Source organism: Paenochrobactrum gallinarii (assembly GCF_014205685.1).
GTDB classification, from domain to species: Bacteria; Pseudomonadota; Alphaproteobacteria; order Rhizobiales; family Rhizobiaceae; genus Paenochrobactrum; species Paenochrobactrum gallinarii.
In genome coordinates this window covers 133,718-154,420 of the sequence record NZ_JACIIU010000002.1, presented here as the reverse complement: position 1 = coordinate 154,420, position 20,703 = coordinate 133,718, and the positions used below count along the sequence as shown (strand labels likewise).

The 20,703-nt window shown below is 49.4% G+C and carries 19 protein-coding genes and 3 pseudogenes; 15 read left to right on the top strand and 7 right to left on the bottom strand.

Features of this window, described 5'->3' with window-relative positions; genetic code table 11:
• Positions 1–112 precede the first annotated feature (112 nt).
• From FHS77_RS03440 to FHS77_RS03410, 7 genes and pseudogenes are all read left to right on the top strand, one after another.
• Positions 113–877 carry a cytochrome c biogenesis CcdA family protein gene (locus FHS77_RS03440; protein WP_184220046.1) on the top strand — a complete coding sequence of 255 codons (765 nt, stop codon included), beginning with the start codon at positions 113–115 and terminating at the stop codon, positions 875–877.
• A gap of 76 nt (positions 878–953) precedes the next feature.
• The gene (gene glmU, locus FHS77_RS03435) at positions 954–2,324 is read left to right on the top strand and encodes a bifunctional UDP-N-acetylglucosamine diphosphorylase/glucosamine-1-phosphate N-acetyltransferase GlmU (RefSeq protein WP_184220042.1); all 1,371 of its coding nucleotides are present in this window, start codon (positions 954–956) and stop codon (positions 2,322–2,324) included.
• A gap of 165 nt (positions 2,325–2,489) precedes the next feature.
• Positions 2,490–4,313, top strand: a complete 1,824-nt coding sequence (gene glmS / locus FHS77_RS03430; RefSeq protein ID WP_184220039.1) for a glutamine--fructose-6-phosphate transaminase (isomerizing) — start codon at positions 2,490–2,492, stop codon at positions 4,311–4,313.
• 79 nt (positions 4,314–4,392) lie between these two features.
• Positions 4,393–5,895 carry an Asp-tRNA(Asn)/Glu-tRNA(Gln) amidotransferase subunit GatB gene (gene gatB, locus FHS77_RS03425; RefSeq protein WP_184220036.1) on the top strand — a complete coding sequence of 501 codons (1,503 nt, stop codon included), beginning with the start codon at positions 4,393–4,395 and terminating at the stop codon, positions 5,893–5,895.
• A gap of 1 nt (position 5,896) precedes the next feature.
• Positions 5,897–6,399: pseudogene (locus FHS77_RS03420) on the top strand (GNAT family N-acetyltransferase).
• Positions 6,400–6,563: 164 nt separating this feature from the next.
• Positions 6,564–6,974: an NADH:ubiquinone oxidoreductase subunit NDUFA12 gene (locus tag FHS77_RS03415; protein ID WP_184220034.1), complete on the top strand. Its 411-nt coding sequence runs from the start codon at positions 6,564–6,566 to the stop codon at positions 6,972–6,974.
• A 232-nt stretch (positions 6,975–7,206) separates the two neighbouring features.
• Positions 7,207–7,572 carry a DUF2155 domain-containing protein gene (locus FHS77_RS03410; RefSeq protein ID WP_374786202.1) on the top strand — a complete coding sequence of 122 codons (366 nt, stop codon included), beginning with the start codon at positions 7,207–7,209 and terminating at the stop codon, positions 7,570–7,572.
• A 43-nt stretch (positions 7,573–7,615) separates the two neighbouring features.
• Here FHS77_RS03410 and aat read toward each other — a convergent pair whose 3' ends face one another.
• From aat to FHS77_RS03380, 6 genes and pseudogenes are all read right to left on the bottom strand, one after another.
• Complete coding sequence (gene aat / locus FHS77_RS03405) at positions 7,616–8,185, bottom strand: leucyl/phenylalanyl-tRNA--protein transferase (protein ID WP_246431220.1); 570 nt, start codon at positions 8,183–8,185, stop codon at positions 7,616–7,618.
• A 191-nt stretch (positions 8,186–8,376) separates the two neighbouring features.
• Positions 8,377–9,735, bottom strand: coding sequence for an acetyl-CoA carboxylase biotin carboxylase subunit (gene accC / locus FHS77_RS03400; RefSeq protein ID WP_184220026.1), 1,359 nt, complete (start codon positions 9,733–9,735; stop codon positions 8,377–8,379).
• 18 nt (positions 9,736–9,753) lie between these two features.
• Positions 9,754–10,224, bottom strand: a complete 471-nt coding sequence (gene accB, locus FHS77_RS03395) for an acetyl-CoA carboxylase biotin carboxyl carrier protein (protein ID WP_184220024.1) — start codon at positions 10,222–10,224, stop codon at positions 9,754–9,756.
• A pseudogene (gene aroQ, locus FHS77_RS03390) lies at positions 10,224–10,701 on the bottom strand (type II 3-dehydroquinate dehydratase). The gene accB and the pseudogene aroQ overlap by 1 nt, the downstream one beginning before the upstream one ends.
• Positions 10,702–10,867: 166 nt before the next feature.
• Positions 10,868–11,644: a DsbA family protein gene (locus tag FHS77_RS03385; RefSeq protein ID WP_184220018.1), complete on the bottom strand. Its 777-nt coding sequence runs from the start codon at positions 11,642–11,644 to the stop codon at positions 10,868–10,870.
• A gap of 68 nt (positions 11,645–11,712) precedes the next feature.
• Positions 11,713–13,116, bottom strand: a complete 1,404-nt coding sequence (locus FHS77_RS03380; RefSeq protein WP_184220015.1) for a M48 family metalloprotease — start codon at positions 13,114–13,116, stop codon at positions 11,713–11,715.
• Between the two features lie 244 nt (positions 13,117–13,360).
• On the opposite strand from FHS77_RS03380, the gene FHS77_RS03375 reads away from it, so the two are divergent.
• Positions 13,361–14,470 carry a pyridoxal phosphate-dependent aminotransferase gene (locus FHS77_RS03375; protein WP_210307028.1) on the top strand — a complete coding sequence of 370 codons (1,110 nt, stop codon included), beginning with the start codon at positions 13,361–13,363 and terminating at the stop codon, positions 14,468–14,470.
• 53 nt (positions 14,471–14,523) lie between these two features.
• Here the strand turns inward: FHS77_RS03375 and hspQ are convergent, their stop codons facing one another.
• The gene (hspQ, locus tag FHS77_RS03370) at positions 14,524–14,847 is read right to left on the bottom strand and encodes a heat shock protein HspQ (RefSeq protein ID WP_184220578.1); all 324 of its coding nucleotides are present in this window, start codon (positions 14,845–14,847) and stop codon (positions 14,524–14,526) included.
• A 220-nt stretch (positions 14,848–15,067) separates the two neighbouring features.
• Here hspQ and FHS77_RS03365 point away from each other — a divergent pair, with 220 nt between their 5' ends.
• The 7 genes and pseudogenes from FHS77_RS03365 to nuoE form a co-directional block, all read left to right on the top strand.
• Positions 15,068–16,180 carry a mechanosensitive ion channel family protein gene (locus FHS77_RS03365; protein ID WP_184220010.1) on the top strand — a complete coding sequence of 371 codons (1,113 nt, stop codon included), beginning with the start codon at positions 15,068–15,070 and terminating at the stop codon, positions 16,178–16,180.
• 697 nt (positions 16,181–16,877) lie between these two features.
• Positions 16,878–17,243, top strand: coding sequence for an NADH-quinone oxidoreductase subunit A (locus tag FHS77_RS03360; protein WP_184220006.1), 366 nt, complete (start codon positions 16,878–16,880; stop codon positions 17,241–17,243).
• A complete protein-coding gene (locus FHS77_RS03355; protein ID WP_184220003.1) occupies positions 17,234–17,815 on the top strand; it encodes a NuoB/complex I 20 kDa subunit family protein in 582 nt (193 codons plus the stop codon). Before FHS77_RS03360 ends, FHS77_RS03355 begins: the two co-directional genes overlap by 10 nt.
• A gap of 16 nt (positions 17,816–17,831) precedes the next feature.
• Entirely contained in the window at positions 17,832–18,440 is a 609-nt protein-coding gene (locus FHS77_RS03350) for an NADH-quinone oxidoreductase subunit C (protein ID WP_184220000.1), read from the top strand.
• Between the two features lie 32 nt (positions 18,441–18,472).
• Positions 18,473–18,913: a GFA family protein gene (locus FHS77_RS03345; RefSeq protein WP_184219997.1), complete on the top strand. Its 441-nt coding sequence runs from the start codon at positions 18,473–18,475 to the stop codon at positions 18,911–18,913.
• Positions 18,906–20,099, top strand: coding sequence for an NADH-quinone oxidoreductase subunit D (locus FHS77_RS03340; RefSeq protein WP_184219994.1), 1,194 nt, complete (start codon positions 18,906–18,908; stop codon positions 20,097–20,099). Before FHS77_RS03345 ends, FHS77_RS03340 begins: the two co-directional genes overlap by 8 nt.
• Positions 20,099–20,701, top strand: a pseudogene (gene nuoE, locus FHS77_RS03335) (NADH-quinone oxidoreductase subunit NuoE); the annotation flags it as partial. The gene FHS77_RS03340 and the pseudogene nuoE, both read left to right, overlap by 1 nt.
• Between the last annotated feature and the right edge of the window lie 2 nt (positions 20,702–20,703).

The window sequence follows — 20,703 nt, the reverse complement described above, 5'->3', positions numbered from 1 at the left end:
ATATTAGCAAAAATGCACTATAAGGGCTCAGCCTCGGGTTTCAGGCCGCTGGCTATACTTTGAATCTATATCAGCGGATTTATATCTGCGACTGATCACCGGAGACATTTCATTGGCACTGGATATTTCTTACCTGACCGCAGCGGGCGCGGGTGCTTTGTCATTTTTATCCCCATGCGTGTTGCCTTTGGTGCCGCCTTATTTGTGCTATATGGCCGGTGTCAGTGTTGATGATTTTCGCCAAAATGATGCAGTCGGTGTCAGCGCAGATAAAGCCGTTGCTGCCAGCAAACGCCGTGCTTTGCTGATTGCTTCCATTTCGTTTGTGCTGGGCTTTACTACCGTTTTTGTCGCGCTTGGCGCTGGTGCCTCATCAATTGGACATTTCCTGCGCCAGTGGCAGCAGGAAATTGCGGTTGTAGCCGGTGTGGTCATTATCATTATGGGGCTTAATTTCTTAGGCGTGTTCCGCTTGTCGCTATTGTCGCGTGAGGCACGATTTCAGGCCAACCGCGCACCAGCCACACCGCTTGGCGCTTATATTATGGGGCTTGCCTTTGCTTTTGGCTGGACACCTTGCATCGGGCCGGTGCTGGGGCCAATCCTGACCTTGGCAGGTGGCAGCAGTACAGTTGGTGATGGCGCGGCATTGCTTGCCGTCTATTCGCTGGGCTTAGGTGTACCATTCATTCTGGCTGCGAGCTTTTCAGGTGCCTTTATGCGCTTTTTGGCCAAATTTAAAGTGCATCTGGGCAAAGTGGAAAAAGTCATGGGCGTGTTGCTGATCCTTGCGGGTGTCTTGTTCCTCACCGGCGGCATGCAGGCTTTTGCGTTCTGGCTCTTGGAAACCTTCCCGGTATTGGGTCGTTTGGGTTAAAATATTAACGAAATAATGGTGATATTCTTCATGAGAATATCATCCATAACTGCTCTTCAATAACGGATAAAACACTATGACCAGCCGTTCCTGTCTTTCTGTTGTGCTTGCTGCGGGTGAAGGCACTCGTATGAAATCAGCCTTGCCGAAGGTTTTGCACAAAATTGCCGGCCTGCCATTGGTTTGCCATGTGGTTAAAGCGGTGCAGGCAACGGGTGAAAGCGATGTGGCGCTGGTGGTTGGTCGTGGTGCCGATGCCGTGCGTGGCGCAGTTGAGAAAATCACTGCTAATGTTTCGTCTTATGAGCAGGTCGAGCGTCTGGGCACTGCGCATGCGGTTTTGGCTGCACGCGAGGCGATTGCACGCGGCTATGACGATGTGCTGATTGTTTTTGGCGATACACCGCTGATTGAGGCGCAGGCCTTGGAGCAGGCACGCGCTCGTTTGGGCGAGGGTGCTGATGTGGTGGTGATGGGTTTTCGTCCGGAAAACCCGCATGGCTATGGCCGTTTGATTGAAGAAAACGGCAAGCTTGTTGCGATTGTTGAAGAAAAAGAAGCAAATGATGAGCAAAAAGCCATTGGCTTTTGCAATGGCGGCTTGATGGCAGTTCGCGGGAACCATTTGCTGGCGCTTCTGGATGCTGTCGATAACAATAATGCAAAGGGCGAATATTATTTAACCGATATTGTGAAGCTTGCACATGACAAAGGCTTGCATGTGGTGGGCGTTGAAGTGCCGGTCGACAATGTGATCGGCATCAATAATCGTCTGGAACTGGCAGAAGCCGAAGGCATTTGGCAAAACCGTAAACGTCAGGCGATGATGATTGACGGTGTGACTTTGCTGGCACCGGAAAGTGTTTATTTTGCGCATGACACAGTGATTGAACCGGACGTTATTATTGAGCCGAATGTGTTTTTCGGTGAGAAAGTCAGCATTAAAACCGGTGCGGTCATTCATGCTTTTTCTCATCTGGAAGGCGCTCAAATTGGTGCTGATGCACAGGTCGGCCCTTATGCGCGTTTGCGTCCGGGCGCTGATTTGTCGGCAAAAGCAAAGGTTGGCAATTTCTGCGAAGTGAAAAACGCCAAAATCGGCGAGGGTGCTAAGGTCAATCACCTTTCCTATATTGGTGATGCAACAGTGGGCGCGAGTGCCAATATTGGTGCCGGCACCATTACCTGCAACTATGACGGCTTTAACAAGTTTCAAACCGAGATCGGTGAAAACAGCTTTATCGGCTCCAATTCATCATTGGTGGCACCCGTGCGCATCGGCGATAATGCCTATGTTGCATCCGGCAGTGTGATTGTTGAGAATGTGCCGGATAATGCGCTGGCTTTGGGACGCGCCCGTCAGACAGTCAAAGAAGGTCGTGCGTCGATTTTGCGTGAAAAATATGCGGCATTGAAAGCACAGATTAAAGCTAGCAGAGAAGCGTGATCCACTGTGTTTTCAGTTTTAAAAAGGCTGAAAACATATGTGACTATATAAGAACAAATTTTATCTTTATGCAGAATACTCTGTCAGGGCGGCTCAGTTTTAAAAATGCCCTGACAGACTTTTTATCAATAAAATATCTATTCGTCTAAACTCGGGATTTTAATTATGTGCGGAATTATTGGTATCGTTGCCGGCAGAGATGTGGCGCCTCTTTTGGTCGATAGTTTGAAGCGGCTTGAATATCGCGGTTATGATTCCGCCGGTATTGCAACCCTTGATGGCGGCGCTTTGGCGCGTCGTCGTGCCGAGGGTAAGCTGGTCAATCTTGAAAACCATTTGAAAGACCAGCCTTTGCCGGGCGTTGTCGGCATCGGGCATACCCGCTGGGCAACCCATGGCAAACCGGTTGAGCGCAATGCGCATCCGCATATGACCAAGCGTCTGGCCGTTGTTCATAATGGTATTATTGAAAATTTTGCAGAATTACGTACCAGCCTTCAGGCTGACGGCTATGTGTTTGAAACCGAGACAGACACAGAGGCCGTTGCCCATTTGGTTACCCGCGAAATGGATCGCGGTCTGCCGCCGATTGATGCTGTTAAAGCTGCTTTACCGCAATTGCAGGGTGCTTTTGCGCTGGCGATCATTTTTGAAGGTGTTGAGGGGCTGCTGATTGGCGCCCGTCAGGGGCCGCCGCTTGCTATTGGTTATGGCGACGGGGAAATGTATCTGGGCTCCGATGCCATCGCTCTGGCACCGCTCACCGATATGATCTGTTATCTGGAAGATGGCGACTGGGTTGTGGTGCGTAAAAGTGGCGCGACCATTTACGATGCGCAGAATAATGAAGTGAAGCGCGCTGTACAGAAAGTGCAGTCGCAGGAATTTCTGGTTTCCAAAGGCAATCATCGCCATTTCATGGAAAAAGAAATTCACGAGCAGCCGGAAGTGATCGGCCATACACTGGCGCATTATCTCGATCTCTCCACCGGTACTGTGCGCCAGGATGTGGCAGAGCTGGATTTCAGCAAAATCGACCGCTTGTCGATGTCTGCCTGTGGTACTGCTTATTATGCGGCTGCCATCGGCAAATATTGGTTCGAGCAGATTGCGCGTTTGCCGGTTGATATCGATATTGCGTCGGAGTTCCGCTATCGCGAAATGCCGCTTTCCAAAGATACATTGGCAATGTTTGTGTCGCAGTCGGGTGAGACAGCCGATACGCTGGCTTCACTTCGCTATTGCAAATCGCAAGGCCTGAAGATCGCATCGATTGTGAATGTGACGACCTCAACCATAGCACGCGAATCTGATGCCGTTTTCCCGATTTTGGCAGGGCCTGAAATTGGTGTGGCCTCTACCAAGGCCTTTACCAGTCAGTTGACGGTGATGGCTTCGTTGGCGGTTATGGCTGCCAAACAGCGCGGCGTCATTGATGACGCGCAAGAGCGGGCATTGGTTAAGCAATTGTCGGAAGTGCCGCGTATTGCCAATCAAGTGCTGAAACTTGAAGGCGAGATTGAGAAAATTTGCCGTGAATTGGCGCAGGTGAAGCATGTGCTTTATTTAGGGCGCGGCACGTCTTTCCCGCTGGCGATGGAAGGCGCGCTGAAGCTGAAGGAAATCTCCTATATTCACGCCGAAGGCTATGCCGCCGGTGAGTTGAAGCACGGACCGATTGCCCTGATAGATGATTCAATTCCGGTAATTGTCATTGCGCCGTCTGATCGTCTTTATGAAAAGACTGTTTCTAATATGCAGGAAGTGGCTGCACGCGGTGGACGCATTATTCTGATCAGTGATGAAGAAGGCGCTAAAAATGCCAGCGTTGACACGATGGCAACGATTGTTATGCCGGAAATGGCCGAATTTATCACACCGCTGCTTTATGCGCTGCCTGTGCAAATGCTGGCCTATTACACCGCGGTTTTCATGGGAACCGATGTGGATCAGCCACGAAATCTAGCAAAATCGGTAACAGTTGAATGAAAATGGCTGAAAAGCTTGCCTCAGCGCTGGCTTTGTTCTAGCCAATAGGAAACTTAAAACTTAGCAGTGACGAGCCAGTATGTCCCTTATTGATACACGTACGCCTGAACCAAAACGTTTTATCTCCGGCGCCACCGGCGATTGGGAAGTTGTGATCGGCATGGAAGTCCATGCGCAGGTCACTTCAGAATCAAAGCTGTTTTCCGGCGCTTCCACATCTTTCGGTGCCGAGCCGAATGCCAATGTGTCGCTGATTGATGCAGCGATGCCGGGCATGTTGCCGGTCATTAATATGGAATGTGTCCGTCAGGCCGTGCGTACAGGTCTCGGTCTGAAGGCACAGATCAATCTGAAATCGGTTTTTGATCGCAAAAACTATTTCTATCCTGATCTGCCGCAGGGCTACCAGATTTCACAGTTCCAGCAGCCGATTGTCGGTGAAGGCAAGATCATGATTTCTGTTGGCCCTGATTCCAAAGGCCAGTTTGAAGATGTGGAAATCGGCATTGAACGCATCCATCTGGAGCAGGATGCCGGTAAATCCATGCATGATCAGCATCCGACCATGTCTTATGTGGACTTGAACCGCTCAGGCATGCCGTTGATGGAGATCGTCTCCAAGCCTGATCTGCGCTCATCTGATGAAGCCAAAGCTTATCTGACCAAGCTGCGTACCATTGTGCGTTATCTTGGCACTTGTGACGGCAACATGGATGAAGGCTCCATGCGTGCAGACGTTAACGTCTCTGTACGTCGTCCGGGCGGCGAATTCGGCACGCGTTGCGAAATTAAAAACGTCAACTCGATCCGTTTTGTCGGTCAGGCGATTGAATATGAAGCCCGCCGCCAGATCGCTCTTCTTGAAGACGGCGGCAAGGTTGATCAGGAAACACGCCTGTTTGACCCGGCTAAAGGCGAAACACGTTCGATGCGCTCTAAAGAAGAAGCGCATGACTATCGCTATTTCCCGGATCCTGATCTTTTGCCGCTTGAATTTGATCAGGCTTTCGTTGATGCGCTGGCCGCAGAACTCACAGAATTGCCGGATGACAAGAAGCATCGTCTGATCGAAACACAGGGTATTTCGGTTTATGATGCGTCTATTCTGGTGACAGAAAAAGCTATCGCTGATTATTACGAATCGGTTGCCAATGGCCGTGATGGCAAGATTGCTGCCAACTGGGTTATCAATGATCTGCTCGGTGCTTTGAATAAGGCCAGCAAGGACATTGAAGAAACACCGGTTTCAGCCGATCAGCTGGGCGCTATCATTGATCTGATCAAAGAAGGCACCATTTCCGGTAAGATCGCTAAAGACTTGTTTGAAATTGTCTGGAACGAAGGTGGCGATCCAAAAGCTATCGTTGAAACCCGAGGCATGAAGCAGGTCACCGACACCGGAGCAATTGAAAAAGCCGTTGATGATGTGATTGCCGGCAATCCGGACAAGGTAGAGCAGGCTAAGGCCAAGCCATCTTTGGCTGGCTGGTTTGTTGGTCAGGTGATGAAGGCAACCGGCGGTAAAGCAAACCCGCAGGCTGTTAACGATCTGGTCAAAGCCAAGCTTGGCATCGAGGAATAATATGTGGGTGCGTACAGCCGCTGAAGCGGATTTAAAAGCCGTTCATGAGCTGCTGTTGACCACGTGGAGCGCTAGTTTTGACGATGTTCTGGGTAAGGAGATCGTCAAAACCATTACCAATGAGTGGCATTCATTATCGGCTTTAAAGGCCAATTTGAAACGCCCTTATTCAGAGTTTCTGGTCGCAGATGATGGTAAGGGTCGTATTGTCGGTATGGCCTATGCCCATCAGGAGACCCGCGAAACAGCCAGCCTCAATCAACTTTATGTGTTGCCTGAGGAGCAGATCAAAGGCGTAGGCAGCACACTGCTGGACGAGATCGAAACGGCTTTTCCGGGTGTGAATGCGATGAAGCTGGAAGTTCTGGAAGTGAATATCCGCGCCCGTCGTTTTTATGAGCAAAAGGGCTACAGTCAAATTGGCCGCAATGCAGAGTGGGGTTCTTTGAATTTTAAAGACCTGTTTTGATTTTGCAAAAGAGCCTGAATGCTTGGGTTATGTAAGATGAACGGCGTTACTGAAAACGCCGTTTTTCTGTTTCAGCGTCAAGATGCCCCGCTATCGGAACTTGCCATCTGGCGTTGAAAAGTCCATAAGCGCAAAGACGGTTTATGTAACTTATGACGCGGTCAGAACAGCTTAAATATTTTGGATCCGGAATAAAGCCATGATGAAATTTTTGACACAGTTCTTCACCTGGTGGAATGGGCAAACGCTCGGTACCCGCCTGCATACCTGGCGCAAAGGTGAACGTGTTGGTGAAGATGAATTTGGCAATATTTACTATCAGGGCGGTAAGGATTCTGAAGGCCGCACTCGTCGTTGGGTGATTTATAACGGTTATTCAGAAGCAAGCGCTATTCCGGCTGGCTGGCACGGCTGGATGCATCACCGTGTTGATACACCGCCATCACAGGAAGATTACAAGCCGCGTGAGTGGGAAAAATCACATCATGCAAACCTGACCGGTTCGCCTCTTGCTTATCGCCCTAAAGGTGCGATTGCACTGCCGGGCACAGCGCAGGCTGAGCGTCCGCGTGTAACCGGCGAATATGATGCATGGACACCAGGTGCATAAATAAGGCTTGAATGGATAAAAGCGCCGGATAAATGTCTCGGCGCTTTTTTATTTTAGGTTGTTCGGTTGCTCCGAATCGCCACAATTTATATTTAAACTATTCATTGGAAACACTTAGACGGATACCCACTTGGTCATGATCAATTTCCGGTTACCATCAGGAACAGCAACCACTCTGGTTAATCGCTGCCGCACAGCCGGAAAGCTGACCTTTGCTGTGGCTGCATGTCTGATGATGGCAGGGGGCGTGGCGCAAGCTGACCGTATTGAAAATCCGGTTGCTGAGTTTTCCGGCCTTGATAAAATCACTGGCCGTATCACGACATTCGATGTCTATATCAATGAAACAGTGCAGTTTGGTGCTTTGCAGGTAACGCCAAAAGTTTGCTATTCCCGCACCGATAATGAAGCGCCCCGCACCGACAGTTTTGTCGAGGTGGATGAGATTACCCTTGATCGTAAAATCCGCCGTATTTTCAATGGCTGGATGTTTGCCGATAGTCCGGGTCTCAATGCGGTTGAACATGCAGTTTATGATATCTGGCTGAAAGACTGTAAGCAGAAGTCAGAAGTGCCTGCGCCGCCAAAAGGCAACTAATCAATCTAAGTCTGAATTTATTTATATTGGACGGCGCGCCATACTAAAATGTCGCATCGCCTGTCAGTGCTTCTTCAAGCCGTTTTTCATATTCTTTACGCGGAATTTCAATCGCACCGAGGCTTTTTAAGTGGTCGGTGATGAACTGTGTATCGAGCAGAATAAAACCGCGGCTTTTCAAATGTTCAACCAAAAAGGCGAGGCATAGTTTTGAGGTGTCGCGTTCACGGCTGAACATGCTTTCACCAAAGAACGCTCGCCCCAGACTAATGCCATAAAGCCCGCCGACCAGACGCTCACCATCCCAGGCTTCGACACTATGCGCATGTCCCAAAGCATGGAGACGCATGCAAGAAGCCTTGATCGGATCGTTGATCCATGTGCGTTCGCGTTCACCTTCGCCATTAGCGCAGCCGTGTAAAACACCGGCAAAGTCAGTGTTCATTTTGATTTGATATTTTTGTTGGCGGATCGCTTTGGCAAGGCTGCGGGAGACATGAAAATTTTCGAGCGGAATAATGCCGCGCTTTTCAGGGCGCACCCAATAAATTTCCGGATCATCTTCTTCCTCGGCCATCGGGAAGACACCTGATGCATAGGCACGTAAAAGCAGATCGGGATCAATATAATAATCGTCAGAGGGGAGGTCGTCGATATTTTGGGTCATGAAAGCAGTTGCGCATTAATTTTGGATATTTGCAATCTTGTGCGGCTGAAAACCGTTCAAAAAAATAAACCGGCAAAAACATTGATGTTTTTGCCGGTTATATTTTAAAGGCTTAGCACACTAAAACAGAGTTGTTTTTAGTGTTTGGCGCCACCTTTTTTATTCTCAAGATATTTTTCCAGCCAATGGATGTCATAATCGCCGTTAGCGATATCCTGATTGGAAACCAGATCCTGAAACAGCGGAATGGTTGTGTTAACACCGTCAACAACAAACTCATCCAATGCACGGCGCAGGCGCATCATGCATTCCACACGGTTACGGCCATGCACAATCAGCTTGCCGATCATGCTGTCGTAATAAGGCGGAATGCGATAGCCGGAGTAAACGCCGGAATCGATGCGGATACCAAGGCCACCCGGTGTGTGGTAATGGGTAATCTGACCAGGTGATGGCACAAATGTTTCCGGATGTTCAGCATTGATACGGCATTCGATCGCGTGACCGGAGAAACGTATATCCTGCTGTTTAACCGAAAGGCCAAGTCCTGCTGCCACACGAATCTGCTCATGCACCAGATCAATGCCAGTGATAGCTTCGGTAATTGTGTGTTCCACCTGAAGGCGGGTGTTCATTTCAATGAAATAGAACTCACCATCTTCATAAAGGAATTCAATTGTACCGGCACCACGATAGCCAAGTTCTGCAACCGCATTGGCGCAGATCATGCCGATCTTGTGACGCGCTTCTTCATTGAGGGCAGGTGAGTTGGCTTCTTCCCAAACCTTCTGGTGACGACGCTGCAAAGAACAGTCGCGTTCGCCCAAATGGATGGCATTGCCGGCACCGTCGCCAACAATCTGCACTTCAATATGGCGTGGTTTGCTGAGGTATTTTTCAATATACACAGCATCATTGCCAAAAGCCGCACCTGCTTCGGTGCGTGCAGTGGACAGAGCAACAGAAAGCTCTTCTTCCGAATATGCCACTTTCATGCCGCGACCACCACCGCCGGCGGTTGCTTTGATAATGACCGGATAGCCGATTTCCGCAGAAATACGGGCAGCTTCAGCATCATCAGTAACGCCACCCTCAGAACCCGGAACAACCGGAATGCCGAGGCGTTTGGCAGTGCGCTTTGCTTCGATCTTATCGCCCATGATGCGGATATGCGCAGCGGTCGGTCCGATAAAGGTGATGGAGTGTGCTTCCAGAATTTCTGCAAACTTGGCGTTTTCAGACAGGAAGCCGTAGCCTGGATGAATAGCATCCGCGCCGGTAATTTCGCAGGCAGCAACAATCTGATGAATGTTCAGATAGCTGTCGCGGGAAGGGGGAGGTCCGATGCAAACACTCTCATCAGCCAGACGGACATGCATAGCATCCGCATCTGCTGTCGAATGAACAGCAACGGTTTTAATACCCAGTTCCTTACAGGCTCTGAGTATGCGAAGAGCAATCTCGCCACGATTGGCTATGAGAATTTTTTGAAACATTATGATCCTCGCCGAAAATTATTCGATTACGACCAGAGGCTCACCAAATTCGACCGGTTGAGCATCAGCAACGAGAATAGCTTTAACCGTTCCCGAACGTGGTGAAGGGATCTGGTTCATGGTCTTCATTGCTTCAATAATCAGCAGAGTCTGGCCTTCTTTAACCTGAGTGCCGACTTCGATGAAGTTGCGTGCACCTGGTGCCGGAGCCATATAGGCAGTGCCGACCATTGGTGAAGGAACAGCATTTTTAGAAACATCAGCTGGTGCGGCTTCTGCAGGCGCTGCTGCGGCTGGTGCTGCAACGGCAGCAGGAGCCATCATCGGTGCTGCCTGATAGGCAGGAGCCTGCTGTACAGTCACTTTACGTGAAACGCGAATGCGCAATTCACCATGTTCGACTTCAATATCAGTCAGATCGGTGTCGTTGAGAATGTTGGCGAGATCACGCACGATCTCTTTGTCGATGCCAGAGCTTTTAGATGACATTATAAGGCCCCTTTAACGCTTGTGCCCGTTGTTTTGTTCTTCTGTGGCAAATGCCGCGAGAGCGCGTAAACCTAACAGATATCCCTGTGCTCCTAATCCGAAGATAACGCCTTTGGCGACCGGAGAAACATAAGAATGCTGGCGGAATGGTTCACGCGCGTGGATGTTGGAAAGATGAACCTCAATAACTGTTACTTGTGCAGCTCTGATCGCATCTTGCAATGCAACAGATGTATGCGTGTAAGCCGCCGGATTAATAAGCACAAACGCATTTTCAGCGCCAGCCTCCTGAATCCAACTGACAAGATCACCTTCGTAATTGGATTGACGGAAGTCAATCTCAAGCCCAAGTTGTTCGGCTTCCTGTTTACAGGCTTCCGAAATCCCTTCAAGTGTTGTCACACCATAAATGCCCGGCTCACGTGTGCCGAGCAAATTTAAATTAGGGCCGTTGAGCACAAAAACTTTTTTAGTCATACTTGTTTTACTGGCCTGTCTTACCGGCGGAAATCGCCACAAATAACCTTACACCGAGCCCTAACTGAATTTCCATTTCATATAGACTTGCACGGGGCAAGCTAAAACCCATTAAAATAGTCGTAATAAAGAATTTTGTTGGAATTCTCCACCAAAATATGACTTTTTATTTTTTCTGGGCCCGTGCTTCAGCAATTTTCTCCTTTAAACCATCTGCGCCGATGGCACCAGGGATCAGTTCATTGCCGATAACATAGGACGGCGTGCCGTTAATATCGAGTTCATTTGCTAACTTATAAGCATTTTGAAACGAAGAAGTCACTTCCGGCGAATTAATTTTTTCACGCAGAGCGGCTTCATCCGCACCAAGTTTGACGGCTTCCGCAATCACAGATTCATCCGTGGAGCGATCCGGTGTTGTCATCAGCGCCATGTGAAGGTCGCGATATTTTTCCGGCATCATCAGTTTGAAAGCCTGTGCAGCCATATGTGCTTTGATTGAATCAGGGCCCAAAATCGGGAATTCCTTCATCACGAAACGTACATTCGGATCGCTTTTGATGATGGCTTCCATATCAGGCATAGCGCGTTTGCAATAGCCGCAATTATAATCAAAGAATTCAACGACAGTGACATCACCGTCGGGATTGCCGAGAACCGCATCATGGCCGGAATTCAGCAATTCATCCTGATTGCTGGCAATGACCTGTTTGACGCGAATTTCATGTTCAGCAGCCTGTTTGGTTTCCAGTGCTGTTTGCATTTCTGCCAGAATTTCAGGATTTTTCAGCAGATAGTCCCGCACGATTTTCTCAACGGCTGCCTGATCTACAGGGGCTGAAGCTGTTTGGGCTTGCGCTTGCAACTGAGTGAGGCCGCCACCGAAAAGGGCAGTGGTGCCGATAAGGGCGCTGGCAAACAGTGTCGTGATTGCACGGGTCATATGGATTCCAATCTCTTTAATTCAAACCTTATCCTATCGCCCTGATCGGGCGATGCGGTCAAGTGCTGTTATTTTTTGGTGTTGATAATATCTTGCGCACGCAGCCAGTCGGGGGAACCTTTTTTGAGCTTTTGCTGTGCGCGGGTTGCAAAGATTTTAGCCTGCTGACGATCACCGGAATAATAATGCATATCTGCCATAGCAAGGTCGGCAAGTGCAATTTCGCCTGATTGTCCATAGGCTTGCGCTAAATAGGCGTAACCACTTGGAAATTCAGGATCGCGCGCAATACCGGCTTTCAGTTCACGGATGGCTGCTGGCATGTTGGCTTTGGAGCCGGTTAACATGAGGGCGCGGCCATAGCTCATCCGCATAATGCTGGATTTTCTCGGATCAAGTGCCGTTGCCTGCTGCAAGGCTTTAGCGGCCCCAACCGGATCATTAGCCTTCATCAGAATTTCGCCGCGAATCTCATAAAAGTAAGGATTTTTCGGCTGTTCTTTGATGAGAGCGTCAATTTTCGGCAAAGCATTACGGGCAGAGCCGTTTAAATAGGTGCTGATGGCATCGCCATATCGTGCGGCAAGGCCACGCGGATTGTTACGGAAAATGCGTTGTACCGAGCCCGTACCTGAATAAGCGGCAATTTTAGCGCGAGCCATATCATGACGCAATTGCAGGGCAGCACTGTCGGTTTTGTTGTAATGCGGACTGGCTTTGGCAAGATTTTCCAAATTGGCAATACGTTCACGCGGCAGAGGATGGCTGACACGATATTGGTCAATTTGCGTGCCATTGAGCGAAAGCGCATTGGCAAATCGTGAGAAAGTGGTGAGCATACCTTTAGCTGATTGACCGGTTGCATTCAGATAATTAATGGCCAGCCGGTCAGCGGTAATTTCTTCCGTGCGCTGATAGGACAAAAGGCTGCGTCTTGCGGCTTCGCCACTGCCCATCAGAATGCCGCCTGCGGCACCGACAGCGGAGCTGTTGCCGGAAGCGGCACCTGCAACACCGGCTCCCGCGCCAATCAGTGCGCCAATGACCGCGATAGTTCTGGCGCGGCTTAATTGTTCTCTCAGGCGCTCTTGGTGGCCGCCTGCCAGATGGCCTGCTTCGTGCGCGATAACACCGATCAGTTCATTCGGGGTTTCAGATTGCGCCAGTGCGCCGCTATTAATGAAGATGCGGCGACCGTCAACAAAAGCATTGAAACTGCTGGAATTGACCAGAATCGTTTGCACATTGCGCTTTTTGAGTTTCGCAGCATTTAATATCGGATTGGTATAGTCGGCGATCAGCGCTTCGATTTCAGCATCACGAATGATCGGCACGCTGCGGGATTGCGCAAAGGCGGGCAGGGTGCTGGTTACGCCAATGGTCAAGGTTAATGCGCCCGCCACAAGTCTGGCAACGAAACGTGGGGAGGCGTTGAACAAAGATACCGTTTGTTGCTTGGCGGTTTTCATCATGTCAGCCTTCCATTTAACACTGCATATCCATAGCCGATAATCTATTGATATAAAAATAATTTGTTGCGATTGTTTGTCACTGGCTTAGCTTTCTATGTCTAAATCTGTTGCTTTAGTAATCGGGCAAATATACGGCAATAGCTGTATTCGGTGTTGAAACCGGTATTTTTTATTGTCTGAGATAATGTTGGAGGCAGCAGTGAGCGCTTTTTCAGCCCGGAGCGAGATTGAACCTTTTCACGCAATGGATTTATTGGCGAAGGCCAATCATCAGCGATCACTCGGGGCTCTGGTCATTTCAATGGCGGTTGGCCAGCCTGCCGATCCGGCACCCAAAACGGTGCTGCTCGCCGCAGAAAAAGCCTTAAAAGACGGTCGCATTGGCTATACGGATGCTTTGGGTTTACGCAGCTTGCGTGAAGCAATCGCACAACATTATGCTGATCATTATGGTGTTAGCGTTAATCCGTCCCGCATTGCGGTGACGACCGGCTCATCGGCTGCTTTCAATCTGGCATTTTTGGTTTATTTTAATCCGGGGGACAGGGTAGCAATTACCCGTCCTGGCTATCCGGCCTATCGCAATATTCTCAAGGCGCTCGGCCTTGAAGTGGTGGAGATTGGTGCCGGTAAGGGCGAAGACAGTAATCTGACCGCTGAGGCTTTGGCGGCTGCACATGCTGAAAAACCGCTTAAAGGCGTACTTTTTGCAAGCCCTGCCAATCCGACCGGTGCGGTATTGTCGGCCAAAGAGTTGCGCGCCATTATCGAGACCGCAAGAGAACGTAATATCCGCGTATTGTCGGACGAGATTTATCATCGTCTGTCCTATGATACACAGGACATGACCGCTTTGCAGGTGGCGGATGATGTGACCATCATTAATTCTTTCTCCAAATATTATTGCATGACCGGTTGGCGCATTGGCTGGATGGTATTGCCTGAAAGCGATATTCGACCTGTCGAACGCATTGCGCAGAGCCTTTATATCTCTGCGCCTGAATTGTCCCAACATGCCGCGATTGCAGCCTTTGGTGGGACTGCTGAGCTGGAATTGGTGAAAGAACGCTACCGCCGTAATCGTGCTTTATTGAATGTGCAATTACCTGCGATGGGTCTGAAATTTGCAGCTCCCATGGATGGTGCTTTTTACGCTTATTGTGATGTGTCGAAATTCACCAATAACAGTATGGAACTGGCGCACAAAATGCTGAGCGAGATTAATATTGCCGCAACGCCGGGGCGGGATTTCGATCCGTTGGACGGACACCGCACCATGCGTTTTTCATATGCGGGCAGTGAAGCTGAAATGCAGGAAGCCGTACGCCGTTTGTCTGGCTGGCTTGGTCGCTAAGCTGTATTTCAGGATTGATATGATAACGGAAGGCGCGAGCCTTCCGTTTTTTACTAATGCATCAATTGCTGCTTGATCTGATATTGTCCGTCATTTTGACGGTCAAAAAGATTACCAATATGCGGATGGCGTAAAGGCTCACCACTATCATCGGCCATCAGATTTTGCTCGGAAACATAGGCGGAATATTCCGTGTCGCTGTTTTCAGCCAGCAGATGATAAAAAGGCTGGTTACGTGCAGGACGTTTGTCTTCTGGGATGGCTTGATACCATTCTTCACTATTCGCAAATTCCGGATCAACATCATAAATAATCCCGCGAAAGGGAAATAATTTATGTTTTACAATCTGGCCGATTTGAAATTTAGCGTGTTTTATCAGTTTCTTATTCCCATATTCTGATTTATCAATTTAAACTCAGTTTAACTGATATTTATTTTAAAGCATATGTTTAATATGCTGATGCAGATAGTTTTGGGAAATCCTTGTCATATAAAAACCAAAAATAAAACAGACCTGATGATTGACCTGTTAACGAGCCGGCTTATGTTTGGCAGCAGAGATTTTTGAATCCACGGACTTGAAATAGCGTATTGGAATGATTGTGCAGGAAATTGAAGACTTCACCCGTAACTGGACAGTGCTGGGCAATCATCTGGCGCTTTGGCTAACAGCACTTTTTATATTTGTTGCCTGTTTGATTCTTCTGCCGAAGCTGCGTGTGCGCTTGGTGGCGATTCTGTCAAAATTTGCTGTGAGCCGGTTTGATGTGATCATGACCGGTGCGCAGTCTTTGGCTAACAGCACCTATCGTTTCTTCTTTGCCGCACTGGCGCTTTATTTTGCATCATTGGTTTTGGTTCTGCCGGTGCAGGTCTCACGTATGATTGGCGGTATTGTGCTGGTGGCCACAATGGCGCAGATCGGCATGTGGAGCAGTATCCTTGTTGGTCTCTGGATTGATCACGGGCTGTTGGATAAAAATAATCCGGATCCGGAACGCACCAGTGCGGCGCAGATTATTCGCTTTACCGGTTTTGCTCTGATCTGGACGGCTGTGCTGCTGCTGATCCTGTCGAATTTCGGCATTGATATTACTGCACTTGTAGCTGGTCTTGGGGTGGGTGGTATCGCGATTGCTTTTGCGCTTCAGTCAATCCTGAAAGACCTTTTCGCCTCGCTTTCCATTCTGCTAGACAAGCCGTTCGTTGTGGGTGACTTTGTCTTCTTTAATGAAAACCGTGGGGTAGTGGAGCGCATTGGTTTGCGCACGACTCGCTTCCGCTCACTCTCAGGTGAGCAGATCAGTGTTTCCAATGATGCGCTTTTAAATACGCGCCTGTCGAATTTCCAGCGCATGTCCGAGCGGCGGATGTTGTTCAGTTTGCACTTGCAATATGGTGGCTCAATCGAGCTATTGCGGAAGTTTCCGGCCTATTTGCAGGGTGTGATTGAAGAATTGCCGAATACCCGCTTTGACCGCTCGCATCTGGCCGAGTTCAATGAGCTCGGCGTACGCTTTGAGGTGGTCTATTATGTGCTGAGTGCGGAATATATGGATTTTATGAATGTACAGCAGCATGTGCTGGTGGCTGCCGCGCAGTGGGTTGAGGAGCACGGACTGCAATTTGCGCAGCCTACACGTCGCCTGATTAATGTAGAGCAGCCGACGCTCAAACCTGCCGAAACAGAGCTTGCAGCCACATCATAGACTAAGGTCGCACCAACCTTGGTCTTATGTCCTTTCGCTAATCTACCTGTTAAGATTCATTCTAATCTGAATTGTATCTTAGCCGCCGATGTGGAACCGAAGCTATGATCCTTAAATACTTATGGATTATCGAAGTTATCATTTTTGCGATCGTGCCGATCACTATCTTTCTGTTATGGAAAAAAGACAGATATTAAGGTGTCCCGGCCTGTCGTAATGTATCGCGATCTAGTGTTTTTGCACACGGATATTCTTAAGGTTGTATACCACCTCAAGTTGAGCGCTGTTTAAACGCTCAACAGCTTCGCAAATCTGTGATCTGGCTGTTGATTCTCTTTTGACGTGCATTTTGCAACATTAGCTGGTGTTAAAATACGTTTTTACTAACATTTATGCACAGGTTCCGTTGCGGTGAGCACGGGATTGGGGCGTTAAAGATTTAAAAAGTTGAGATAATTGGCGGCTTCGGCTGTTTCGTGCTTTAATTGTCTAACTGTTCCAATGTGTCACAGCCTCAGGGGTTGCACTCGGAAGCACTCTGGGGTAACCGTCGCATCGAATTAGCTGTAGTTCGCACGGCATGCCTTTTGAAGCTGCACGGGCGAGGAGTTGCCATAGATGCAATGTGTCGCAGAGTCGTAACCATGGAGGGCTTATGACTGGGCGTAACGCCTCGTGTTAAGCCGGAAAAGGGATCATGAACGAGCTTTTAAGTTCCTATCTACCGATCGTCATTTTCATTGGCATCGCCATGATTATTGGCATTGCACTTTTGATTGCGCCGTTTCTTGTTGCCTACCGGCAGCCGGATCCGGAGAAGCTGTCAGCTTATGAGTGCGGATTCAACGCTTTCGATGATGCGCGCATGAAGTTCGATGTGCGGTTTTATCTCGTATCGATTCTCTTTATTATCTTCGATCTGGAAGTTGTGTTCCTGTTTCCGTGGGCTGTTTCTTTCGGCTCCATCGGCTGGCTGGGCTACGGCTCCATGATGGCGTTTTTGTTCGTGCTGACTATCGGTTTCATTTATGAATGGAAGAAGGGGGCGCTGGAATGGGATTGACCAACAGCAACGCCACACTGATCGCGCCGCAGCCGAAAGGCATTATTGATCCCAATACCGGTAAGCCGATTGGTGCTGATGATGCATTCTTCAGTGAGCTGAATAATGAATTGTCCGATAAGGGCTTCATCGTCACCTCTGCTGATGCATTGATTACATGGGCGCGTACGGGCTCGCTGATGTGGATGACCTTCGGTCTTGCTTGCTGCGCTGTTGAGATGATGCACATCTCCATGCCGCGCTACGATGCCGAACGTTTTGGTATCGCACCGCGTGCGTCACCGCGTCAGTCCGATGTGATGATTGTTGCAGGTACATTGACCAACAAAATGGCACCGGCACTGCGCAAGGTTTATGACCAGATGCCGGAGCCGCGTTATGTGATCTCAATGGGATCATGTGCCAATGGTGGTGGTTATTACCATTATTCTTATTCGGTCGTGCGTGGTTGTGACCGTGTGGTTCCGGTGGATATTTATGTGCCGGGCTGCCCGCCAACCGCTGAGGCTCTTCTTTACGGCATTCTGATGCTGCAAAAGAAAATCCGCCGCACCGGTACGATTGAGCGTTAAGAGGGGAGTGAAAGTGATGAGTGAGGAAGCCCTCCGTGATCTTTCAGCCTATCTGAAAGAGCGTTTTACTGGCGCAATCGAAGATATCAAATTTGCCTATGATGAGCTGACGGTCAGTGTTTATAAGGAGAGCCTGATCAATGTTCTGACTTTCCTGCGTGATGATGTTCAGTGTCAGTTTGTGAATCTGACCGATATCAGCGGTGTGGATTACCCTGAACGCGCTGAGCGCTTTGAGGTGGTTTATCAGCTGATGTCACCACGCCAGAACCTGCGTATGCGCGTTAAAGTAACAGCTGACGAAGATGTACTTGTTCCATCTGCAACCGCTGTCTTTATCGGTGCTGACTGGTTCGAGCGTGAAATCTACGACATGTACGGCGTTTTGTTCTCCGGTCATCCGGATCTGCGCCGCATTCTGACCGATTACGGTTTTGAAGGTCATCCGCTGCGTAAAGATTTCCCCCTGACTGGTTTTGTTGAAGTCCGCTATAGCGACGAGCATAAGCGCGTTGTTTATGAGCCGGTGGTTCTGCGTCAGGAATTCCGTAATTTTGACTTCCTCTCCCCATGGGAAGGAACCGATTACGTTTTGCCCGGTGATGAAAAAGCCAAAGTCAATTAATTGGCTTAAAGCCTACGTGTGAGGATTGAAGAATGTCTGTGAGCGCTAAGTTGGAAGGTCGTTGCCTGTGTGGTTCCGTACGCTTTTCGGCGAAGCCTGAAAGTGACGAGATGGGAACATGTCATTGTTCCATGTGTCGTCGTTGGTCAGGTGGCACATTCATGAGTGTCGCATGTGGTGACTCACTTGAAATTAGCAATGATGCTGATCTTGGTTTGTATCGCTCTTCGGAATGGGGTGAGCGCGGATTTTGTAAATCTTGCGGCTCCACTTTGATGTGGCGGATGCTGGATGGCTCACACAGCTATGTTTCTATTCAGGCGTTTGAAAATCCTGCTCAATTTAGGTTCACGACGGAAATCTTTATCGACAAGAAACCTGACAATTACGCTTTTGCCAATGATACGAGCAAAATGACGGAAGCAGAGTTTCTGGCAGCTTATGCCTCTACAGAGGATGCCGACAATGGCTGAGACACAAGTAAGAAATTTTAACATCAACTTCGGCCCGCAGCATCCGGCGGCGCACGGCGTTTTGCGTCTGGTGCTGGAGTTGGACGGCGAAGTGGTCGAGCGCGTTGATCCGCATATTGGCTTGTTGCATCGCGGTACCGAAAAGCTGATGGAAACCAAAACATATTTGCAGGCTTTGCCATATCTGGATCGCCTCGATTATGTTGCGCCGATGAATCAGGAACATGCCTATGCGCTGGCTGTTGAGCGTCTGCTCGGCATTACTGTGCCAAAGCGGGGCCAGCTGATCCGTGTGCTTTATTCCGAAATCGGCCGTATTCTTAACCACCTTTTGAACGTCACCACACAGGCTATGGACGTTGGTGCTTTGACACCGCCGCTCTGGGGCTTTGAAGAACGTGAAAAGCTGATGGTTTTTTATGAGCGCGCTTGTGGCGCCCGTATGCACGCAGCCTATTTCCGTCCGGGTGGTGTGCATCAGGACATCCCTGAGCAATTGGTACAGGATATTGCGGACTGGATTGATCCTTTCCTGAAAACAACCCTGACCAATCTTGATAACCTGATTACCCCGAACCGTATTTTCAAACAGCGTAACGTCGATATCGGTGTTGTGTCTCTGGAAGATGCGTGGGCGTGGGGCTTCTCCGGTGTGATGGTTCGTGGTTCCGGCGCTGCATGGGATTTGCGCAAGAGCCAGCCATATGAATGCTATTCTGAAATGGAATTTGACATTCCGATCGGTAAAAACGGTGACTGCTATGACCGTTATCTGATCCGTATGGAAGAAATGCGCCAGTCCGCTAAGATTATGCGCCAGTGCTGTGAATTGCTGCTCGGTAAAGAGCGCGTTGGCCCTGTATCGCATACAGACAACAAGATCGTACCGCCGAAACGCGGTGAGATGAAACGCTCGATGGAAGCGCTCATTCATCACTTCAAGCTTTACACTGAAGGCTACCATGTGCCGGCAGGCGAGGTCTATGCAGCTGTAGAAGCACCTAAGGGTGAATTCGGTGTTTATCTGGTGTCAGACGGCACCAATAAGCCTTATCGCTGCAAATTGCGTGCACCGGGTTTTGCTCATCTTCAGGCTATGGATTTCCTTTGCCGCGGCCATATGCTGGCTGACGTTTCGGCGATCCTTGGTTCACTCGATATCGTGTTTGGTGAGGTAGACCGCTGATGTCCGTCCGTCGTCTCGCAGAAGATTCCGTCCAGCCAGCCGCATTTGCTTTTAATGCAGAAAATCAGGCTTGGGCTGAACAGACTATCAAAAAATTTCCTGAAGGCCGTCAGGCATCAGCTGTTATCCCGTTGCTGATGCGTGCACAGGAGCAGGAAGGCTGGGTCACCAAGGCCTCGATCGAACATATCGCTGCTATGCTCGGTATGCCTTTGATCCGTGTGCTGGAAGTTGCCACTTTCTACACCCAGTTCCAGCTTAAGCCGGTTGGCACGCGCGCCCATATTCAGGTTTGCGGTACCACACCTTGCATGCTGCGCGGTGCGGAAGATTTGATGAAAGTGTGCAAGCACAAAATTCATCATGATCCGCAGACGCTGAACGAAGACGGCACGCTGTCTTGGGAAGAAGTTGAGTGTCAGGGCGCTTGCGTCAATGCGCCGATGGTCATGATCTTCAAAGACGCTTATGAAGATCTGACACCTGAGCGGTTGGAAGAAATCATTGATGCTTTCGCAGCCGGCAAAGGTGACACAGTTAAACCAGGCCCACAGATTGAGCGCGATTTTTCTGCGCCTGCCGGTGGTCTGACATCTTTGACGAC